Origin of the sequence: Pseudomonas sp. Irchel s3f19 (assembly GCF_900187555.1) — a bacterium.
GTDB classification, from domain to species: domain Bacteria; phylum Pseudomonadota; class Gammaproteobacteria; order Pseudomonadales; family Pseudomonadaceae; genus Aquipseudomonas; species Aquipseudomonas capeferrum.
On the sequence record NZ_FYDW01000008.1, the window covers coordinates 79,237 to 99,710 of the forward strand.

19 protein-coding genes are annotated in these 20,474 nt (G+C 60.6%); 5 read left to right on the forward strand and 14 right to left on the reverse strand.

Annotation, left to right across the window (positions count from 1 at the left end):
* Positions 1-42: 42 nt before the first annotated feature.
* Entirely contained in the window at positions 43-927 is an 885-nt protein-coding gene (locus CKW22_RS18715; RefSeq protein WP_160015202.1) for a LysR family transcriptional regulator, read from the reverse strand.
* Between the two features lie 127 nt (positions 928-1,054).
* Between CKW22_RS18715 and CKW22_RS18720 the strand changes: the two genes are divergently transcribed.
* From CKW22_RS18720 to CKW22_RS18730, 3 genes are read left to right on the forward strand one after another with little or no spacing between them, the layout of a single operon-like run.
* The gene (locus tag CKW22_RS18720; RefSeq protein WP_095064675.1) at positions 1,055-2,107 is read left to right on the forward strand and encodes an aromatic ring-hydroxylating dioxygenase subunit alpha; all 1,053 of its coding nucleotides are present in this window, start codon (positions 1,055-1,057) and stop codon (positions 2,105-2,107) included.
* A 1-nt stretch (position 2,108) separates the two neighbouring features.
* On the forward strand, positions 2,109-3,065 hold the full coding sequence (locus tag CKW22_RS18725) for a PDR/VanB family oxidoreductase (protein WP_095064677.1): 957 nt from the start codon (positions 2,109-2,111) through the stop codon (positions 3,063-3,065).
* A 20-nt stretch (positions 3,066-3,085) separates the two neighbouring features.
* Positions 3,086-3,958 (forward strand): alpha/beta hydrolase, encoded by an 873-nt coding sequence (locus CKW22_RS18730; RefSeq protein WP_095064679.1) that lies wholly within the window; start codon positions 3,086-3,088, stop codon positions 3,956-3,958.
* A 189-nt stretch (positions 3,959-4,147) separates the two neighbouring features.
* On the opposite strand, the gene CKW22_RS18735 is transcribed toward CKW22_RS18730, so the two are convergent.
* The 10 genes from CKW22_RS18735 to CKW22_RS18780 all read right to left on the reverse strand — a co-directional run bounded on the left by CKW22_RS18735 (position 4,148) and on the right by CKW22_RS18780 (position 13,834).
* Positions 4,148-5,074, reverse strand: coding sequence for an alpha/beta hydrolase (locus CKW22_RS18735; protein WP_095064681.1), 927 nt, complete (start codon positions 5,072-5,074; stop codon positions 4,148-4,150).
* Between the two features lie 69 nt (positions 5,075-5,143).
* Positions 5,144-6,424 carry an OprD family porin gene (locus CKW22_RS18740; protein WP_095064683.1) on the reverse strand — a complete coding sequence of 427 codons (1,281 nt, stop codon included), beginning with the start codon at positions 6,422-6,424 and terminating at the stop codon, positions 5,144-5,146.
* A gap of 52 nt (positions 6,425-6,476) precedes the next feature.
* Positions 6,477-7,346 carry an aldose 1-epimerase gene (locus tag CKW22_RS18745; RefSeq protein WP_095064685.1) on the reverse strand — a complete coding sequence of 290 codons (870 nt, stop codon included), beginning with the start codon at positions 7,344-7,346 and terminating at the stop codon, positions 6,477-6,479.
* A 91-nt stretch (positions 7,347-7,437) separates the two neighbouring features.
* On the reverse strand, positions 7,438-8,526 hold the full coding sequence (locus tag CKW22_RS18750; RefSeq protein WP_095064687.1) for a mandelate racemase/muconate lactonizing enzyme family protein: 1,089 nt from the start codon (positions 8,524-8,526) through the stop codon (positions 7,438-7,440).
* Positions 8,523-9,332: an NAD(P)-dependent oxidoreductase gene (locus tag CKW22_RS18755; protein ID WP_095064689.1), complete on the reverse strand. Its 810-nt coding sequence runs from the start codon at positions 9,330-9,332 to the stop codon at positions 8,523-8,525. The genes CKW22_RS18750 and CKW22_RS18755 overlap by 4 nt, the downstream gene beginning before the upstream one ends.
* Before the next feature lie 65 nt (positions 9,333-9,397).
* The gene (locus CKW22_RS18760; RefSeq protein WP_095064691.1) at positions 9,398-10,687 is read right to left on the reverse strand and encodes an MFS transporter; all 1,290 of its coding nucleotides are present in this window, start codon (positions 10,685-10,687) and stop codon (positions 9,398-9,400) included.
* A gap of 87 nt (positions 10,688-10,774) precedes the next feature.
* A complete protein-coding gene (locus CKW22_RS18765) occupies positions 10,775-11,068 on the reverse strand; it encodes a Dabb family protein (protein ID WP_095064693.1) in 294 nt (97 codons plus the stop codon).
* A gap of 13 nt (positions 11,069-11,081) precedes the next feature.
* Positions 11,082-12,488: an aldehyde dehydrogenase (NADP(+)) gene (locus tag CKW22_RS18770; protein ID WP_095064695.1), complete on the reverse strand. Its 1,407-nt coding sequence runs from the start codon at positions 12,486-12,488 to the stop codon at positions 11,082-11,084.
* 86 nt (positions 12,489-12,574) lie between these two features.
* Positions 12,575-13,021, reverse strand: a complete 447-nt coding sequence (locus CKW22_RS18775) for a nuclear transport factor 2 family protein (RefSeq protein WP_095064697.1) — start codon at positions 13,019-13,021, stop codon at positions 12,575-12,577.
* 3 nt (positions 13,022-13,024) lie between these two features.
* Entirely contained in the window at positions 13,025-13,834 is an 810-nt protein-coding gene (locus CKW22_RS18780; RefSeq protein WP_095064699.1) for a ribonuclease activity regulator RraA, read from the reverse strand.
* On the opposite strand from CKW22_RS18780, the gene CKW22_RS18785 reads away from it, so the two are divergent.
* Entirely contained in the window at positions 13,802-15,571 is a 1,770-nt protein-coding gene (locus CKW22_RS18785) for an IclR family transcriptional regulator C-terminal domain-containing protein (RefSeq protein ID WP_256577319.1), read from the forward strand. The two genes, CKW22_RS18780 and CKW22_RS18785, sit on opposite strands and share 33 nt — an antisense overlap.
* A 227-nt stretch (positions 15,572-15,798) precedes the next feature.
* Positions 15,799-17,184, forward strand: coding sequence for an amidohydrolase family protein (locus CKW22_RS18790; protein WP_160015206.1), 1,386 nt, complete (start codon positions 15,799-15,801; stop codon positions 17,182-17,184).
* 5 nt (positions 17,185-17,189) lie between these two features.
* Here CKW22_RS18790 and CKW22_RS18795 read toward each other — a convergent pair whose 3' ends face one another.
* The 3 genes from CKW22_RS18795 to CKW22_RS18805 all read right to left on the reverse strand — a co-directional run bounded on the left by CKW22_RS18795 (position 17,190) and on the right by CKW22_RS18805 (position 20,466).
* Positions 17,190-17,561, reverse strand: a complete 372-nt coding sequence (locus CKW22_RS18795) for a helix-turn-helix domain-containing protein (protein ID WP_095064706.1) — start codon at positions 17,559-17,561, stop codon at positions 17,190-17,192.
* Positions 17,562-17,691: 130 nt separating this feature from the next.
* Positions 17,692-19,017 carry a carbohydrate porin gene (locus tag CKW22_RS18800; RefSeq protein WP_095064708.1) on the reverse strand — a complete coding sequence of 442 codons (1,326 nt, stop codon included), beginning with the start codon at positions 19,015-19,017 and terminating at the stop codon, positions 17,692-17,694.
* Positions 19,018-19,146: 129 nt separating this feature from the next.
* Positions 19,147-20,466 carry a cytochrome c gene (locus tag CKW22_RS18805; protein WP_095064710.1) on the reverse strand — a complete coding sequence of 440 codons (1,320 nt, stop codon included), beginning with the start codon at positions 20,464-20,466 and terminating at the stop codon, positions 19,147-19,149.
* Between the last annotated feature and the right edge of the window lie 8 nt (positions 20,467-20,474).

Here is a 20,474-nt window from a genome sequence, read left to right on the forward strand (position 1 = left end):
TCGCGTCAGAGGTACGCCCGAATTCATGAACCATCCGCCTGGTTAGCTCATGAACCGATCAAACACCTGCTTCATCAATTGACGAAGCCAGATGTTCCCAGACTCATGGTGGTACCGCGGGTGCCAGTACTGTCTGAGATAGAGAGCCGGCGACGCCACAGGGGTGTTGATCACCTTCACTGCACTATATCGCTCGAAGGTTTTGCCAAGCTCTGTTGGAACCGTGGCAATCAACCCGGGATTCTTCTCCAGAATCATCGGAATGGTGATGAAGTGGGGCGTCGTCAGGTAGATGTCCCTACGTAGGCCAAGATCCTCAATGAATTGGTCGTAACGGGTGCTCTTATCCGACAGGACCACCGATATGTGTTTCATCGAGAGGAAGGTCTCAACATCCATCTGGTCCTGCTCGAAGCACCGACTGACGATGCTGGAGAACGAGTGCCTGAACAGCTCTTGCTGAAACAGACTGGACTCCTGAATGTAATGAGAACCGATAGCAAGATCGATCTCCCCTCTCTCCAAGGCGTTGAGGATGTTTTCAGCCGGCAACTGGGAGGTTCGAAGCCGACAGTTGGGGGCTACTTGCTGCAATTCCTCTATCAGCCGCGGCAGGAATACCAACTCACCCATATCCGTCATGCACAGGCTGAAGACACGCGTCGATGTCATTGGGTTGAAGTTCGATTGCGCCATCAGATTGCGCTGCACAGCCAACATGATTTCCAGCACTGAGGACGCCATTTGCTCAGCAAACGGCGTGGGCTTCATAGAATCCCCAATGCGCACGAACAGCGGGTCCTCGTAGAACTTACGCAGCCTTCGCAGGGCGTGGCTCATAGCGCTCTGGGTCAACCCCAGATGCTCAGCCGCCCTGGATACATTTCGCTCCCGGAGCAATGCGTCGAAGGCAACCAACAGGTTCATGTCGAATTTCTTACCATGAATGGTATGCATGGCCTGAATTAACCTCATGATCTATGCACATAAATCATCACGCTTTAGGCTGAAAAGGTGCAAGTACCTATAACAAAAAACACCTGAGGAACACCTGATGCTGATTCGAAACACGTGGTATGTCGCTGCCTGGTCCAGTGAAGTAGCTCAGGGCGAGCTTTTTGCACGGACACTCCTAAACGTCCCGGTGGTGCTCTGGCGCGACACCAACGGCTCGATCACTGCATTCGAGGATCGTTGCTGCCACCGTGGTGCACCGTTGTCGAAGGGCCGGCTTGAAGGCGATCGACTTCGTTGCATGTACCACGGCCTCCTGTTCGATACCGCTGGACGTTGTGTCGAGATTCCTGGCCAAGATCGCATTCCTCCCCAAGCACAAGTCTGCAACTTCCCGATTGTCGAGAAGCACAAGTGGATTTGGATTTGGATGGGAGAGGCGCACTTGGCAGATCCAGCACTGATTCCTGACACTCACTGGCAGGATGACCCTCAGTGGCGCAGCCTCGAGGGCTATACCTACTACACGACGAACTATCTGCTCATCGCCGACAACCTTCTCGATCTTGCACACCTGCCATATATCCACCCGACTACCCTGGGTGGCGACGAGGCTTATGCCGCATGCATTCCTCAGGTAGAGAAGCTGGCCAACGGAGTACGAGTTACCCGCTGGGGCGAGGGGATCAACCCGGCGCCCTTCGTGCAGAAAGTCAAGAACTACTCGGGCTTGGTGGATCGCTGGAATATTTATGATTTTCTGCTACCCAGCATCTTCCTCATGGACTCAGGCATGCAGCCTACCGGCCATGACGCCAAGCTGGGTAATCGCTTCGATGCAGCTGAGTTCCGCAGCACGCAGGCACTCACCCCCGAGACTGATGAGTCGACTCATTACTTCTTCTCGCAGCCCCACAACTTCGCCATCGACGATGCGAACGTGACGAAGGCGATTCACGACCAGGTTATCAAAGCGTTTGAAGAAGACAGCGACATGATTCATGCACAGGACAAAATGCTAAAGCTCACGTCTGACTTCAAAATGATCCCGATCGGCGCTGACGCCGCGTTGTCTTATTTCCGATGGCTGGTAGCGAAGACGTACAAGGCAGAGCAGGAATCAAAAGTGCCTGTCCTGGTTCAGGAGGTCTGAGATGAACGACTGGACGCGTGTTCGCGTGGTGTCAATTTCGAAGGCGGCTGAGTCGATCCTCGACATCCGCCTGCAGGGGGAGGCCGGACGAAGACTCCCAGCCACCGAGCCTGGTGCTCACATCGATCTCCGTTTGCCAAACGGGCTGGTCAGGCAGTACTCCGTTCACCAGTACGACCCTGCAAGCGGGATTTACTCCTTGGGCGTTGGCCTTGCCGAAGGGTCACGCGGCGGGTCTGCATTTGTGCACCTCCAGCTTCACAAGGGTGATTCCGTGGAGATCAGCGCCCCACGTAACAACTTTTCCTTGGACCCGAATTCCAGGGCGTATCTTTTTATCGCGGGGGGAATCGGCATCACGCCGATCCTCAGCATGATTCGCTGGTGCGACTCGGTGGGTAAGCCTTGGAAGCTTCAATACTGTGTTCGCTCTCGCGCTCGGGCAGCCTACCTCGAGCATTTGCCCCGAGGCGGCGAGCTGGTTTTCCACGCCGACGACGAGATGCAGGGCCACCCCGACCTGGAGTCGTTCATCAGCCGGGCCGACCAGTCCGACCACGTGTACTGCTGCGGCCCCTCCCCGCTGATGGATGCAGTCCGCAGCGTGAGCCTGCGCCATTTGCCAGGCAGCCAGGTGCATTTCGAACTGTTCAGCGTGCCCACCTGTGCCGACGCAGACAGGGGGGCCGACCGAAGCTTCGTGGTCGAACTGGCCCAGAGTCAGATGGAGCTGACCGTGCCCGCCCACAAGAGCATTCTCGAGGTGCTGGAGGCTGCGGGGGTCCTGGCGCCTTTTTCCTGCCGTGAGGGCCTCTGCCGTACCTGCGAGTGCAGCGTTCTTGAAGGCGAAATCGAGCATCGCGATTACGTACTCAGCGACGAGGAACGCGCCTCGAACAAAGTCATTCTCCAGTGCGTCTCGCGCGCCAGATCGGCAAAGCTTGTGCTCGATATCTGACTATCTGCCAAGAGACTACGATGAGCCAACACGAATTAGATAACGTACATGCGCAGCTGCTTGCTCGAAGAGCTACACCGCCTGCTTCATTGGCGGAGGCAAGGGACGGGTACGATCAACTCTGCAAGCGGTTCCCACCGCCTGCCGGCTGCACCTCGACACCTTCCGCGCTGGGGGGTGTTCCAGTGCGGGTGGTTGGGCCGCCCAGTGCAACTCGCGCTTTGCTCTATGCGCACGGTGGCGGCTTCATGGTCGGCAGTGCCGAAGGCTTCGCAGGGGTGGCCGGCACACTTGCGGCAGCAGCATCAGCAACGGCTTACGTCGTCGATTATCGACGTGCGCCTGAACATCCTTCACCAGCGGCAGAGGATGATGTACTCACAGCGTATGAAGCCTTGCTCAATAGCCATAATGCAGCCGAGGTTGTTCTGGTTGGCGACTCGGCCGGCGCATATCTCCTTGTCAGAAGTCTGATCAAGGCCAAAGCCAAAGGCATCCCGCTGCCGGGGTGCGTTGTACTTTTTTCTCCCTGGATTGATCTCGAACTTTCAGGAGCGAGCGTTCAGGCCAAGGCTTGTGTTGATCCGTTTCTCTCTGCCGACAAGCTCAAAGCCAGTGCCTCTGCCTATCTGGCAGCTACGCGCCAAGATCCATACACAATTTGTGAGAGCGACCTGAGGGGCTTCCCTGTGCTGCTGATTCAAGTTGGGGAGAATGAAATTCTCCTGGACGACGCATGCACGCTTGCCAGGATTGCAGGGGCAGCGGGAGTGCATGTCAGGCTAGAAGTATGGCCACAGATGTTCCATGTCTGGCATCTGTTTGCTCCGCAGCTGTCTGCTGCACGTAAGGCACTCACCGACGCTGCGGAGTTCATCGACAAGAGCATATGACGCTGCGATCAGTTGCGGTGGGAGGCGTAATCTTATTCAGGGCGAGACAGCGGATGCCTTCCGAGAGCCGAGCGCTGGCAGGCGACTTAGCGACCGCAAACTTAAACTGCAAGGACGGCCGGTGGACGCACCAATGAGTGTGGAAGATGTGGGCTTCAGCTCGGTGGTGCGCGAAAGCACCTGATTCAGTCAGCCGTTCGCCCAGCGCAGCAATTGTGTAGAGAGGTGTGCCCACGCCCGCTCGATCTCGGCTACGCCGAAGGCTCGTAAGCTCGAATGCACCATGCCCTCACCCACCCAAACCTCGGCGGGCACGCCGTGCTTCGTCAACGCAGCAGCGTAGGCGATGCCGTGATCGCACAGCGGGTCAATCCGGGCCACGATTACCAGCGCTGGTGCCAGCCCCGCAAAGTCATCAGCCTCCAGCGGCATCGCGCAGGGGGCGTTGCGCTCAGCCTCATTGGGAAGAAAGCCTTGCAGTGATTGCTTCAACCCCGCCACGGTCATCATCGGGGCCTGGGCATGTTCCTGCATCGACGGAAGATCCGGGCGTGCGGTGAGTACCGGGTAAACCAGCAGTTGCCCCAAGGGCTGCGGCTGGCCAGCGTCAAGCAGCGCTCTACACAGGCCGGCTGCCAAGGTACCGCCAGCGCTATCACCGGCAACCATCAATGCCATCCGGCTCAGGTTGGCATCGACTTCACCGTTGCGCAGAGCCATCCAGGCCTTGAGGCAGTCTTGTAACGGTGCGGGGTAGGAATGTTCGGGTGCAAGGCGATATTCGACGGCCACAATAGCCAACCGTGCCCGCTGGGCCAGGGCGTAGGCAAACCAGTCATGTGTGTCGAGGTTGCCCAAGTCCCAGCCTCCACCATGTACGTAAAGTACTGTCGGCCAGCCGCTTTCAGGTACCGCCCCACCAGGTCGGTAGCAGCGCAGACGCAGACCCTCGAGATTAATATCATCAATATGCCACCCCTCAGGCACCGGCGGGGTGCAGTCACGGCAGGCCCGCAGAAAGGCGGCACGGCGAGCGACCAACGTGTTTTCCTCAGGGGCAAAACGTTGACTGCTGTCGACGTAGGCCTGCATTGCGCAATCCAATTGGGTTGGCATTGCTTCACTCCTCGGCGTCTCTATGTGGCTACAAATTGCCGAGGGTGCATTGCACCCCAAGCGTGGTATTCAAAACAACGGCAGGGTGTACGCGATGATCACCCGGTTCTCGTCCCGCCGCCCGGTCGCATCACCTCGCAGCTCGACGTTACGCCAGCGCAGCGCCAGGTTTTTCAGAGGGCCGCTCTGGATTACATAAGTGACATCGAGGTTGCGCTCCCATTCACTACCCTCCTCTCCTGCCACCTTGAAGTTGTCACCGCGCACATATCGGGCGAACGCGGTTAGCCCCGGCACACCCAGCGCAGCAAAATCCAGGTCGTAACGGGCCTGCCATGAACGCTCCTGCGCGCGGTCGAAACGCAGCACCTGCACGGCGTTAGCCACCCCCGGCAAATCCGTGTCATGAATGAATGGCAAAGCGCTGTCACCGGCGTTGTACTGGTAACCCAGGCGGAAGGTCTGCGCACGCAGGTTGGCGCTGAGCATCGCCGAGGTCATACGGCTGTCCAGTTTGCCAGCCTCTTCGCTCCCGGACTCGCCGGTGTCGAGGTAATTCAGGGTGCCAGACAGCTTCCAGTCACCAGCCTGGAAACTCTGCGTACCCGTGTACAGCGCCTGCTGGTAGACATCCTGCAAACGGCCCGTCCATAGCCCAAGGGAGGTCTGCGGAGTGGCGCGCCAGGTTCCGGCCAGGTAGTCGAAGCGATCGCTAAAAACACTGTAGTAGTTGCCGACCTGAATATCGCGCGCGCCTGCGAACTCGCGTTGGTTGACCTTTCGCATCTGGCCCAAGCCGATGTCGAGACTCTCCAATTCGCGGATGTCGAGCATGGCGCCTTCGAAGAATTGCGGCAACAAGCGCGCATCGCCCGAGCTGATTAACGGAATTTTAGGGAACAAACCGCCGACCTTAAGTTCGCTCTTCGAGTATTTGAGTTTGAGCGCCGCGGTGGCCTCAGAATACTCGTCCACCGATCGCGGGTCAGCATTGCGAGGGCCGCCCGCCCGGTCATAGGCTGCGGGCAGCAATGCGGTGCCGCTGCGCGAAGGCGATGAATCCAGTTTCAAGCCAAGCCCCGCATAGACATCCACGCCTACTCCGACTGAAGTGTCGGTGTATCCCGACTCGCCTTTGAGAATAAAGCCTTGCGCCCACTCCTCCAGTTTGGATTGCGCGGGCTTGGTCGAGTCGCGCAAGTCATGGTTGTAGTAGAAATTGCGGAACGTCAAGCTGGCCTTGCTATCGTCCACAAAGGCCGCCTGAGCACACAGCGGCCCAAGACCCAGCAGCAGCGACAAGGGTTTTGCAGCGCGAGCGAAGCCCGCTCCAATCGAGGAGTCTTTCATTATTATTGTTCTCTTTTATGAGTTGTATCAGGTACAGCGGACGAGCCGGAACTCAGCGTCTTTGCCAGCTGAGGTCGAGAGTGGCCTCTAGATGCTGCCCGGGCGCGAGTTCCAAAGTGCCGTTCTGCGCCCAGCTATCCCGTGGCTGGTTGAACGCATCCGCCAGGTGTGACACCGGCTCCAGACATAGGTACGGGCTGCGGGCGGGAGCAAAGGCAACCAAGTGGCTCAGGGGCAGGCTGGCATTCAGGCACAACCTGCCGCTGGGGTAGTCAAGCTGAAGTTGGCCATCCCAGCCCGACTGGTAATGCGCCATCGCCTGGACGTCATCAGCATCGATCAACTGCGCTTGTGTCACTTCACGCGTGGCACCGGTCGCCAGATACTGGTCATCGATCTGCCATTCTCGGCCTACTCGATATTGCACCTTCAATCCTGGGTGGCGCTGAAAGTACGGGTGCAGCCCAAGGCCCGCAGGCATTGGCGAGTCGCCCAGATTGATCAGCACCAGCTCGATACTCAGACGTTGCCTATCAAGCAGATAGCGCTGCTCGGCACGGAACGGCCAAGGCCAGTGCCCGCCTTGATACTCACAGGCGATCGTCACCTGCTGTTCGCTCTGCTCCAACACCTGCCACGGCACGGTGTGGGTCACGCCGTGCAAGGTATGCGGCTGTGCGGCAGGGTGAGCTGGCAATGGGTAGCCGCGCCCGGAAAAATGCAGGTGAGCATTGCGGATGCGGTTGGAATAAGGCATCAGCGGATAGGCGCCGGCTCGCGGCCAGTCCAGCGGGTCGAATGCTTCGGCGTTAATCGGCAGCAGCACGTCGAGTCCCTCGGCTCGCAGGTGGGCGATTCGTCCGCCCCAAGCGGGCAGCAAGCCAATCGACCAAGTTGCATTGTTCAGCAGCAATGGTTGCATGAAACCTCCTATGCCCTTTTCCGGGCACGGCTTGGCCCAACCGCCACACCTGAGCGTGGCAGAGGGAAGCAGAACGGGAATAGCGCGTGGCTTAGCGGCGGAATCGCTCGGCCACGGTGAGGTCGATGTCCAGACCCAGCCCTGGGCCCTGCGGAACCTGCAACTGGTTACCCTGGCGCAACTGCTCCACCGGGTACAGCCAGCCCGCCGGCTCGACGAACAGGTACTCCACCTGCGACACCCGTGGCTGCACAGCGGCCAGGTGCAAGGTGGCGATCAGGCCAGGGCCAAAATACGGGCAATGTGGAAGCACCACGGCATCGTGCTGATCAGCCAGTACCGCGATGCGCAGGCACTCGGAAATGCCGCCGACCTTGGTCACGCTGGGCTGGATCGAGTCCACCGCGCCCGCAAGCAGTGCCTGTTCGAACTGCACCGCAGTACACCAGTTCTCCCCTGCTGACAGCGGCACCCCCTGCCCTCGCAAGCTGGCTAGGGTAGCGAAGTCTTCGGGCGGAAAAATCGGTTCCTCTAGCCAGGCCAGCTGCAGGTCAGCCAGCGCCGGCAGCCATTCGCGGGTGTCGGCTACAGTCCAGGCGCAATTCACATCGGTAGCCAGCGGCACATTGAGACCAATCGCATGGCGGCAGGCAGCAATTTCCGGCAGGGTCACTTCATGCAATTTGATATCGCGGAAACCCATCGCCAGCGCCTTCTCGCAGATTGCCGGAGCCACTACATCGTCGGCATAGCGCACCAGACTGGCATAGGCGGCCACTTCCTCGCGCTGGGCTTGGCCAAGCAACGCGTGCAGTGGCACGCCTTGGCGACGGGCAGCGAGATCCCACAGCGCGATGTCGACACCCGAGATGGCAAACATCGTCACCCCATAACGGCCAAACAGATGCAGGCGCAGTTGCAGTTCTCGGTTGAAGACAGCTATGTCCTCGACTTGCCGATCGAGCAGTAACGGTGCAATGAGGCGGTCGATCATGGCCTTGGTGGCATCAGCGACGAAATAACCGAAGGCTTCACCCCAACCGACATTACCGTATTCGTCTTCAAGGCGGATCAGCACGTTTTCCAGGCTGTGCCATGTAGTCGGGGTAATGCCCTGCCCTTTGCCACCGTCCTGGAACGGAATTTCGACGATTTGGGTATCGATACGGACGATTTTCATGCTTGCTCCAGCACGCTGGCCAAAGGAACCCCGGCGTAGGCGCCGCCCACGTGGTCGCGGCCAGAACCGACCGGCGCCATTGCATCATAGGCAAGGAAGTTTTCTGCCAAGTGATCGGCAGCGTTGTCCTGAGGGCAATAACCCAGCTCGTGCGCTCGGCGGTTGTGGAAGAACGCGTCCGGGCACTCTGAAACGCCGTAGACGATCTCGTGGCGCACCTCTGGATGCTCCATCCCGATCAGTACCAGTTGCGCCAGGTCTCGGGCGCTCGTCCATAAGCGCAGGCGACGGGCATCAGCGACTTTAGGGTCTGCATTGCCGATGCGAACAATGAAGGTGGCCAGCTCGCTACGCTGCGAGAAGGTGGCGCAGGCAGCCTCACCAAACACCTTGCTCAAGGCGTAATAGCTGTCGGGTGCTACGGGACTGTCATCGAAGTGTGTGGCCGACTCGCTGTGGTACTGGCCCAGCACATGGTGGCTACTGGCGAATACGAAGCGCTTGGCACCTACGCGCTGGGCAGCCTCCAGCAGGTACAAGGTGGCGTGGTAGTTGGGCTCAACCGTGGTTTGGAACTGGATATCTGTGCCGTGAGCACATGCCAGGTGAAGTACCGCGTCCACCCCTTCGGCTGCCTGGCGGACGAAGTTCGGATCGGTCAGGTCGCCGACAAGCGCGGTTTCCCCGCTCACCAGGTCAGTGACGGGGCGGCGATCCAGCAGGCGCAGGTTGAAACGTTCGCGCAGGTAAGGACGCAGTGCGGTTCCGACGATACCGGCGGCGCCGGTGACAAGAAGCGTAAGCATGGCGAAATCCCAAAATCATGTGTGGTGCAAAGGCCTGGCGGTGCTGGGCCGCCAGGCGTGGCAAGTCAGGCAGTGGCGGGCACGGTAGCGTGCTTCAGCGGTTTTTTGCCGACGAACAAGGCAACGATCAACGCTCCCAGAATGCCCAGGCCCGCCGCCAGGCCAAAGCCGCTGGCGTAAGTGCCGGTAGACTGGATGATGAAGCCGGTCACGGTTGGCGCAACGATGCCGCTGAGGTTGGCCAGGCCATGCATGAAGCCACCTGCAGTGCCGACCTGGTGATCCGGCACGGCGTCCTGGATTAGCGACCAGTAGGCCGGGGCGGTCAGCATCAAGAAGCCGATGGCCACTGTCATTACCACCACTGTGCTGGTAACGCTCTCGACCTGGCCAGTGAGGCCGATGCATACGGAAGCGATCAGCAGACAGGTCACCAGCACGACCTTGCGCGAGAATAGTTGCTTGCCGGTGCGCTTGAACACCCAGTCGATCAGCAGGCCGCCGCAGACGAAGCCGACTGTGCCCACGAGCCAGGGCAGCGCGGTGACGATGCTCATCGCCTTCAGGTCGATGCCTTTGGCGTCAATCAGGTAGCTGGGGAACCATGTCATGAAGAAGTAGAGGATGTAGTTGTAGCAGAACAGTGAAACACCGGTGACTAACACAGAGCGCTGCAAGATGATCTGCAGCACCGGCGTGCGTGGCGCGTCTTCTGCTGTGGTTACGGGCGCCTCACGGCCTTCATTGATTAGCGCCAGCTCTTCAGCCGACACCAGCGGGTGCTCTTTAGGTGTGGAAGCCGACATGCGCCACCAGGCAATCGCCCATAGTACGCCGACCACCGCAATGATCACAAAGGCCACACGCCAGCCTAGCCACAGGGCGAGAAAACCCACGATTGGGCCGGCCAAGGCACCACCCAGTGGGCCACCGGCCTGGTTGATGCCGATGGCACGGGCGCGCTCCTTGACCGGGAACCAGCTGTTAACCGTTTTGTTGGCGGTGGTCGATACCGGTCCTTCACCCACACCAAATAGCGCGCGCACGATGAGTAGCGACCAGAAATTGAAAGCCAGCGCGGTTGAACCGCACAGCACCGACCAGAAACTCATCGACCAGGTCAGTACACGCTTGGGACCGAAGCGGTCAGCAAGGTAGCCCCCGACGAAGCAGAACAGGGCATAGCCGAAGAAGAAGCTGCTGAAGATCATGCCCTTTTCGGCAGGCGTCAGGTGGTATTCCTGGGTAATGAAGGGCATGGCGATCGATAAGGCAGCGCGATCGACATAGTTGATGATCATGGCGAGGAACAGCATCGTCAGGATCGTCCAGCGATAATTCTTTTTCTTGTTCATGTGCGACTCCGCCCGGCACCTGTGATGCCGGATCTTTCTTGTTATAGCGCCTGACCCCAGCCAGCGGATCAGGCACTGATCAGGGGTCTAGACGCTGTAATCCACTGCCACCCACTCGAAGTATTGCTTGAGGTCGGCGACCAAAGCCTGGTGTGCTGGGTGTGGCAGATACCGTGTCACTGCATCGGCGTCGTCGAAGCTGGATTCGAGGATGTAGTCCCAGCAAATTGGCCGATCCAATTCGTTCGCAGCGACTCTCCAGTCGCGGATGAAGTCGATTCTCTCCCTGAGGTTGCGCATCTGCGCTATCAGCCCTGCTTCCAATTCAGGCTGAGGCTCGACGCCGGGCAGGCGGCGGAACAGGACGATATGTCTCATCATCGCTCTGCCCTCCTCAGCCCAACACCCAGGCCGGGGCATCCTGCAAGGCCACCGGCCGGAGGAAACGTTCGATGGCGGCGTAGCCGACCGAGGTACTCTGCGGTGCGGTGGATGCCGGCCATGGCCCACCATGCTGCTGGGCATGACACACGGCGACGCCGGTCGGCACGCCGCTGAACAGCACCCGCCCCGAGATCTGCTGGGCCGAGCGCACTAGCAGACGGTTTTCCTCGCTATCAGATTCCAGGCCCCATAACGTGGTGGTGAGAGTGCCGCCCACGGCATCTAGTACTTCGGCCACCTGAGCAGCCGACTGCGCAGTGACGATCAATGCGGCGGGGCCGAACATTTCTTCACGCAGGTCAGAATTGGCGATGAAGGATGCAGCGTCGGTGGCGAACAAACGCGGGGCCGGGCCGGCTCCGTCGGCCTGCGGGGCGAACACAGCAGTGGCATTGGCGGCTACCGCGGCAGCGGCAGACTCGAAGCCCTGCTGCATGCCCTGGGTGAGCATGCGGTGCGTGGCGATCGGCGCAATAGCCTCGCCCAGTTGAGCGACGAAACGGTGGCTGTGCGGCGAATCGAGCAGCACGATCACCCCAGGGCTGGTGCAGAACTGGCCGCAGCCGAGGGTGATCGACACAGCCAAAGTCTTGGCCAGGTTTTCACTATCTTTTTCCAGCGCCCTGGGCAAGGCGACCAACGGGTTGATCGAGCCCAGCTCGCCAAAGAAAGGTATCGGGCGGGTACGATCATTGGCCGCCTGCCACAGGGCTTTGCCGCCCTGATACGAACCGGTGAACGCCACAGCGGCAATGGAGGGGTGCTGTACCAGGTAGGTGCCGGCGGCGCGATTGGGGGCTTCGGCCAGGGTTAGCAGGCCTTCCGGCAGACCCTGGGCTCGCAACACGCCTGCAACCAGAGAGAACACCGCACGGGACAGCTCCGGGTGGCCGGAGTGTGGTTTGATCACGACCGGGCAACCCGCAGCCAGTGCAGAGGCGGTGTCACCGCCCAGTACTGAAAATGCGAATGGGAAATTGCTGGCCGAGAACATGGCCACCGGGCCCAGTGGGCGCTGGATGCGGGTCAAACGTGGGCGACCTGCAGGTGGCGCGCCCGTGATGGCCTGATCATCGATCTGGCGAAACGGCACGCCGGCCTCAACCTCGCTGGCAAAGCCGCGCAGTTGGAAGGCGGTACGTGCCACTTCGCCATTCAGGCGCCCTTCGCCCAAACCGCTTTCGCGGTCGGCGATGGCGACTAGTTCGGCTTGCTGCTGCTCGAGGGCGGTGGCCAGGCCGCGCAGCAAAGTGGCGCGCAGGGCGGCGCTGGATTCAGCCCAGAAAGCGGCAGCGGCAGCCGATTTGGCAACGACTGCATCGATAGCAGCGAAATCTTGGTTATGCAGGGTGCTCATCTTAACTCCTTGATCAGTACGAGGTGGCGCTCTCGGGCAAGCTCGTTCCAGTAGAGGCGGTCTTGCCCACTAAACGGCCAAAGGCGTTAACGCGCTTTTGGCTCCAGGTGATACCCACGGCCCACGTAGTCGAAATCAACCAGTTCATTGATGGTCACCTCTTTGTCAGCAGGCGATGCGTAGTAGGCTCGAATTTCCTTGATCAACCCGCTCTGCTCATCGAACACATACCACTCGTCCCCCCGCAGCGCGGTGCCGAGTTTGTTTTTCCAATGCGTCCACTCGATGACTGCTTCGTTGCTGTCGTGGCTGACCAGGATCTTCTCGATAGTCCACTGCGACCCCAGGTTTGCCACGCACCAAACCCACTTGCGAGCAATGGTGTCGGCGGTGCGCCATGGCACTTCCGGTAGCCCCGCAGGGAAGTAGTGCACCGCGTCCGGGGTAAAGCACGACACCAGCTTGTCGTAGTCACCTTCGTTGCAGGCGTCGAAATAGCGGCGGATCAGTTGCGCATGCTTGTGCTCGGCCATGGTTCAGCCCTCCTTCCTGTCGATGATCGATGGGATCGGCGGACGACCGGCAGCAACCCAGGCGTGGTAGTCGGAAATCGATGCCGGGCTCGGTGGGTAAACGCCCCATAGGGCTTCGCCCGAAGCGATGCGCATAGCCAAATAGTTTTCGATATCGTCCTGCACCCTGCAGACTTCGGCCAACTCTTCGGCCAAGTGAGCAGGCACGACCGTCAGGCCATCGGCGTCACCAACGATGATGTCACCTGGATAAACGGCCACCCCGGCGCAGCCGATCGGCACCTGCAGGTCGGCCACATGGTGGTAGGAGATGCGTGTAGTAGCGGTGATTTCACGGGCATAGGCCGGCAGTCTCATTGCCGCGATCTCGCTGCCGTCGCGCAGCGCACCATCGGTAACGATGGCCTTGGCGCCGCGTGCAAGCAAACGGGTAACCAAGATGTTGCCAGCCGAAGCTGCTGCAGGATCATTGCGGCTGTCGATCACCAGTACATCGCCTGGCTTGATCTGCTCAACACCGACCCACTGCAAGTTGTCGTCGTTGGGCTTAGTGGTCATGGTCGAATAAGTGTCGATGTCTTCACGCGCGGGAATGAAGCGCATGGTGAAGGCACGCCCGGCGAACGGCTTGACGTCGCGGGTCATGTTGCGCAAGCCGACCAGCGCCGGTTGGCGGAAGCCGCGCTTGAACAGCTGAGTGGTCAGCGAGCCACTGCTGCACGTAGCCAGTTTGGCCAGTACTTCGTCGCTGACTTCGACTTGCTTGCCCGAGACGCTCTCATGAGCATCGGCATAGTTGTGGATGACGGACATTGTTATGAGTTCTCCTCGCAGGTTCATCCGATGGCGATCAGAGCGAATTCCCATGATGTGGGAAACTGCTTTGCAACCAGCCGTGTTGAGACCGATCTTATTGGAGAAACCGATTTTAAAAAGAGGCAAACTGCATACCTACGCACTGGAGTTCCAAATGGTGGGAAAACAATGAAGACAGGTGAAGGAACTGCGGCTTTAGAAAAGGCGCTAGATGTGTTGCAGGCCATTGGGGCTAGTCCCAGTGGTATCAGCCAGGCCCAATTGGCCGCACAGGTAATGCTGCCCCGCACCACGCTGTACCGCATCATTGCCACCCTGGTGGAGCGCGGCATGATCCGACGTGATCCGACCCGTAAGGTCTACCGGCTAGGCTTCAACTACTTGGAAATGGTGCGCAACGCCTATCTGGAACCCGACCTCGTGTCAGCGGCCAGCGAAGAACTGCGTGCCTTGCGCGATCTGACCGGAGAGACCTCTTATCTGGCTGTACTCGACGGCAACCAAGTGCTTTCACTTGAACGCTGCGACGGCGCTCATACTCAGCGCTCGGCGGCAAGCCTCGGTCAGGCAAAGCCGGTGTACTGCACTGGCCAAGGCAAAGCCATTCTCTCAGCGCTGTCACCTATGGCTCGCGACGAGATCCTGAAAGGTCTGGTTTTGTCCCCGCTGACCCCCTTAACCATCACCGATCGCCGCAGGTTGTTGGCAGAGCTGCAGATCACTCAGGCTCGCGGGTACGCACTGGACGACGAGGAAATTCGCTTGGGCGTGCGTTGCGTCGCTGCGCCCATCATCGACAAACAAGGCCAGGTACGCGGTGCGTTGAGTGTGGCCGGCCCAGCCTACCGGCTGACCCTGGAGCGTCTGACGCTGCTAGGGCCGGAACTGGCCGAAGCGGCTCGCCGCGTGGGCGAGCAACTGCGGTCGAATCACGTCCCACAGAACGCCAAAGAGTTCACCGTGCTCGCCGGCCCCTGGGCTTTCCATGGTGCCTTCCCGCGATGGCATACGGGTCAGCAGCGACTTTACTGGGCAGATACCCTTGCTCCAGCTATCCATTGCTGGGATGGGCACAACAGCCGGTTGGTTGCCCGTTTAGACCTGCCGATACGCGGAATGGAATTGCACCCGGAGGGTTTGCTTGTGGCACAAACCGGTGGTTGGTCGCTAGTCGACTGGGACGGCAAGGAACATCCGCGCCAAGACCTGCTGGGCAGCCGTCTGCTGGCGTTGGCGACTCACCCTTCGGGTGCATTGTGGGCCTGCGCAAAAACTGCCGGTGGATGCCTGATCGGCGAACTCAGCGCTGAGGGTGAGTTGCGCCATGGCTGGGCCGTGCCAGAGCAGGTAAGTGCGTTCAGTTGGGACGTCTCAGGGCGTTCGGTGTACGCCCTGGCATCGGGCTCGGGCAACATCCTCATGTTGAACACCGGTAGCACCAACGTGCGCAGGCTTTCCTCCCTGCCCCGCGGTGGAGGGCGTCTTGGAGGTCTGGCAGTGGATCATGCCGGCGGGGTCTGGACAACACAACTGGACGGCTGGAGCCTCGCCCACTTCGATGCACATGGCAATCTGGATCGCATGGTCGGGCTGCCGGTGCCTACCCCCACTGACCTCTGTATTGGCGGGGTAGACGGCAAAACCCTCTACATCACCAGTGCACGGCATTCCCTACAGCTGGAGGCCTTAGCTAGCGCGCCTAATGCGGGTTGCCTGCTACAGATGCAACTCTGAACGAACGGCATGACTACGTGCAGCGCTATAAGGGTGCGCTCCGATCAAGCGTTGAGGCGGCCGCAACTACGCGCGGAACTGTCAAGGCTAACGGCAGCGCTTGATTGATGGAAAAGCGTCACTTAGCTCAGTGACATGCCGAACGGTTTAAGGGTTGGCTGTAGTACTGTGCCTGCACAGTGGTTTAGCCCCTCGACATGAATCCGCGACCCTCCAGGAGGAACGTCATGCTCATTGACCGCCGAACGCTGCTGCAACTGGGTGCCTGTGCAACCACCAGCCTGGTTTTGCCAAGCATGGCCGCAACGGCACCTGCTCCTCCGGCCACACGCCTGCTGATTCGCAATGCCACGGTGATCACTATGGACCCGGCCCTTGACGACATGGCGCAGGCCGACGTACTGATCGACCAAGGCGCCATCCGTGAGGTGGGTCGCCACTTGCCCGTCAACGGCGCGCAAGTGCTCGATGCCAGCGAAATGATCCTGATCCCTGGCCTTGTGGATTGCCACTGGCACTTGTGGAACAGCCTGCTGCGCAACAGTGCACCGGTGCCGGGCGGGCCGCCCTTCTTCGCCTCCCAGCAAGCCATCAGCAAACGCTTCAGCCCTGAACTCAACGAACTGAGCGTACGCCTGGGCCTGGCCGAGGCCGCGCATGCTGGCATCACCACGGTAAACAGCTGGTCGCACAACCTGCGTAGCCCGGAATACGCCCAGGCCGAATTGCGTGCGCTGGCCGCCAGCGGCCTGCGCGCCAGGCTCTGGTATGGCTACGCCCAAGAGCTGGCGCCCACGGCGCCCATGGACTTCAAAGATATCCAGCGGGTACAGGCGCAGTTGCAAAGCGCCGGTAATGCGCGCCTGGACCTGGGCCTGGCCATTCGCGGGCCCGAGCGTACCGAGGCGCCGATCTGGGAAGAGGAATTCGCCTTCGCCAAGGCGCATGCGCTGCCGATCTCCACGCATATTGCGGTCAGCCGCCAGATGCAGGAGAAAAAGGCCATCCAGCAACTGGCCCGGCGCGGGCTGTTGAACCCCTCGGTGCAATTGGTACACGCCACCCATGCAGACGAACAGGACTTGGCCAGCATTGCCCAGTCGGGGGCCACAGTGTGCATCACGCCGCTGACGGAAATGCGCGTGGGGTACGGCCTGCCGCCGGTGGCCGCGTTGCAGCGGGCCAAGCTACCGGTAACGCTGGGCATCGACACCCTGGTGCTAGGCGGCAATGCCAACCCGTTCATGCTGATGCAGACCTGCCTTAACCTCGCCATTGCCACCTCCGGTGAAGAGCAGCTGATGACCGCCCGCGACGCCTTGCACTGGGCGACCCAGGGCGCGGCGGATGCCATGGGCATCGGCAAGCAGACCGGTTCGATCACGGTGGGCAAGCGAGCGGACCTGGTCCTCATCGACACCCGCCGCCTAGGCATGTTCCCGGTCAACGAACCTCTGGCATGCATCGTCCAGTCAGCCACTCCGGGCGACGTAGACACCGTCATCGCGGACGGGCGCATCATCAAGCGTGCCGGCCAGCTCGTCGGCGTCGATCTGCCGGCACTGCGCAGCCAGGCCATCGCTGGGGCGCAACATCTGTTGCAGCACCGCTGAGGACGCTAGGCCGAGGGCCCTCCGACCTGGAGGGCCTGCCGCCGAATCAAGTAATGGCTCGGCGGGCAACCGGCCCAACGCTTGAACATCTTGCGAAACGAGTGCTCATCGCAAAATTCCATGTCGTCCGCGACCTCTCCGATGCTGCGGTAGCGCCCGCTGCTCAACAGGCGGATCGCGCGGCTCAGTCGCACTTGCTGTTTCAGCGCCTTATAGGAGGCGCCTTCCACCAGCAAGTGGCGGCGATAAGTATGCTCGCTGATCGACAGGCGCCTGGCGAGTTCGCGTTGTGTCGGCCAGTCCCTGACCGGCAACCGGCTCAAGTATTCCAGGGTCGCGCCTTTCCAGCCCAAATCGCGTGAGCAAGATCGAGACATTCCTGCGCTCCTCAGTCCATGCCGTCATGTGGGCGTCTGTTGGCGCCAAGAGCACGCACCCGAATGATCGGCGGGTGCATAATCCTCGTGCGCACAGCGGGCCACAGGACGCGGCCCGCCAAGGCGAATGTCAGAAGATGGCTTGCACTTTCAGCCCGCCGACCCACGCATCATCCACCGCCCTCACCCCACCGGGGTGGCGCACGAACTGCAGGTTCGGGCGTACCGTCAGCCAGTCGGCCAAGTGAATGCCGTAATTCAGTTCGGCGTTGTACTCGGTCTCCTGCACGGGCAGAAAGTTCGGATCATCGTAATCGTCGACACCGTTGACCAGGTTGGTCAGCGCTGCGTTCTTGCGATACGCCGGGTTCACGTGCACTTCGGAGACTGCCAGACCGATGTCATCCTTGGGGCGCGCATCGAACAAGCCCTTGTAGATCGCTCCCACCGACATGTAATGGTCGACTTTGCTGGTCTTGCGGTCATGGGCGGTCCCCATGACGAACAGGGTCAGCCCACGGGAAGCATCGCCACCGCGCTGCGTCACCTGCTGCAAGGCGCCGACCCAGATACCGTGTTTGCTCGACGCACTGCGGTAGGCCGCGCCGCTGATCAGCGCAGGCTGACCGTCGCTGTCCTTGAGTACGTCCTTGGCGTTGGAGGTACTGTAGTAGTAACCAGCGCGGTATTCACCTGGCAGGCCGTCGATGCGTGGCTTCCAGAGCAACTCTACCGGCAGGACCGCGCCTTCTGTGCCGCTGCCGCTGAGCTTGAAGCCGTTGGCGTTTTCGGTGTTGGACGGGTTCTGCTCGTACACCCCGATTTGTGCGAACAGCTCAGGGGTGAGCTGGTACTTGACCCGCAGGGCCCACTGGGTGATTGGCCAGTTGTACCAAATGCCCCCCCAGTTGCCGACTTGCGAGCCGCAGAAGGTCAGGTTCTGGAAGCTGCAATCGAAGCTGTTGAAGTCGTCACCTTCGCCGAAGCGACCGACCTTGATGTCTAGACGACGGTCGAACAACGCTTGCTGGTAGTACAACTGGGTCATGCGCCAGTGCGAGCCACGGCCCCAGACTTCCTGGGACGAGCTGAGGGTGCCGGTGCGTGGGTCGCCGACGCGGTCGTTGGAGATGTTGTCGCCGTTGCGGTTGGCCACTGTCAGCTGGAAGCGGGCGTCGTGCCAGCCCAGCAGCTTCTCCAGGTCGAACCGTGCGCCCAAGGAATACTGGTCGCTGTAGCGGACAGTACGGTCGTTGTTATAGCCACCGCCGAGGTTTGCGCCGATCTCGCCGACATAGGCGAATTCGAAGTCGATGCCCTGCTGGGCCAGATCACTACGGGTGCCGTTCCAGTCGCCCAGGGCCCAGGGGGAATCGCTAGCGAAGGGTTCGGCGGCGTGTACTGTCTGGGCACAAGCCACGGCGGCGAGCAGGGCTCGGTATTTGTAAGTGAGCATGGGGTTCTCTGTTGTTATTGACGTGCTGCCTGTTCTGGCCATTCGCCGGCCATTCAGCTCCTACAGCATCACCGCAAGATCGAGATCGCGGTGTGAGCTGGCTGGCCCGCGATAGAGTCGCAACCGGTTTTACTGAATGCTGGCGCGCATCTGAGCCGGCAAGTCCAGTTGCTTGCGCATCTTCGCCACTTCCTCGGTTGTCACCGCAGGCGCACCGTTGCCCCAGCTGTTGCGGGTAAAGGTGAGGATATCGGCGATCTCGCTGTCGCTGAGCTTCCAGTCGAATGCCGGCATGCCGGCCCCTGTGGTGTAGGTGTGGGTGTGCACGGCACGTGCACCGCCCAATACCACGCTGGTCAGGGTGTCGGTGTTGTCCGCCAGGATCGCCTTGTTGCCGGCGAAACCTGTGATCATGTGACTCACACCTTCACCCTGGGTGCCGTGGCAGGCCGAGCAATGCACCTCGTAGCCCTGCCCACCGCGCTGCATGCGCGCATCGCCGGTGGCCAGCGCGGCAGGCGCAGGCTGTGGCGTGCCAGGCAACGACTTGAGGTAAACCGCGATGGCGCGCAGGTCGTCGGTGCTGAGATGCTGGGTAGAGTTCTCGATCGCTTCGGCCATCGGCCCGCTGGCAACGGCCACCCCGTCGCTACCGGTCTTCAGGTAGTCGACGATCTGCTCGACACTGCTGTCGCCAAGCCCCAGGTGAGGGTCGTTGGTGATGTTGGGCGCGAACCAGGTGCCGACCAGGCCACCCTGCAATGCCTGGCTGGCAATCGGCCCACCCAAGGCATTACGCGGGCTATGGCAGGCGGCACAATGCCCTGCCCCGTCCACCAGGTAACGGCCGCGGTTCCACTCCACGCTTTGCGCAGGGTCTGGGGCGTACGGCTTGTTGTCGAAGAACATCCAGTTCCAGCCGGCCATCAACAAGCGCTGGTTGAACGGGAAGTTCATCCCAGCCAGCTCGTTCACTTCGTGCGGCTTAGGCTCGATAGTGCTGAAGAACGCCCACAGCGCGCGCAGGTCATCGTCGCTCATGCGCGTGTAGTCGGTGTAAGGCATTGCCGGGAACAGCAGGCCATGACGGCCCTGGCCCTGGCGCACGGCATTGAAGAAGTCGCGCTGGGTGTAGTTGCCAATACCGGTTAGGCGGTCGGGGGTAATGTTGGATGACTGGATGTCACCGAATGGCGTGCCGATCACGTAGCCACCTGCAAATTCGCCACTTTTGGCTGTGTGGCAGGCCGCACAGTCGGCGCCCCGCATCACATATTCACCCTGTTTGATCAGCGCTACATCGGTGGATTTGAAATCGCCAAGGCGCACCGTATCGTCAGCCACCTGCGAGCGTGTGGTGGAATTGGCCTGGATTACCAGGCCGAGCATCACGGCGCCAGCCAAGGCCAGCACGCCGCCGCCGATCAGGGCAGTTTTCTTGTTGAGCATCGCGGGCC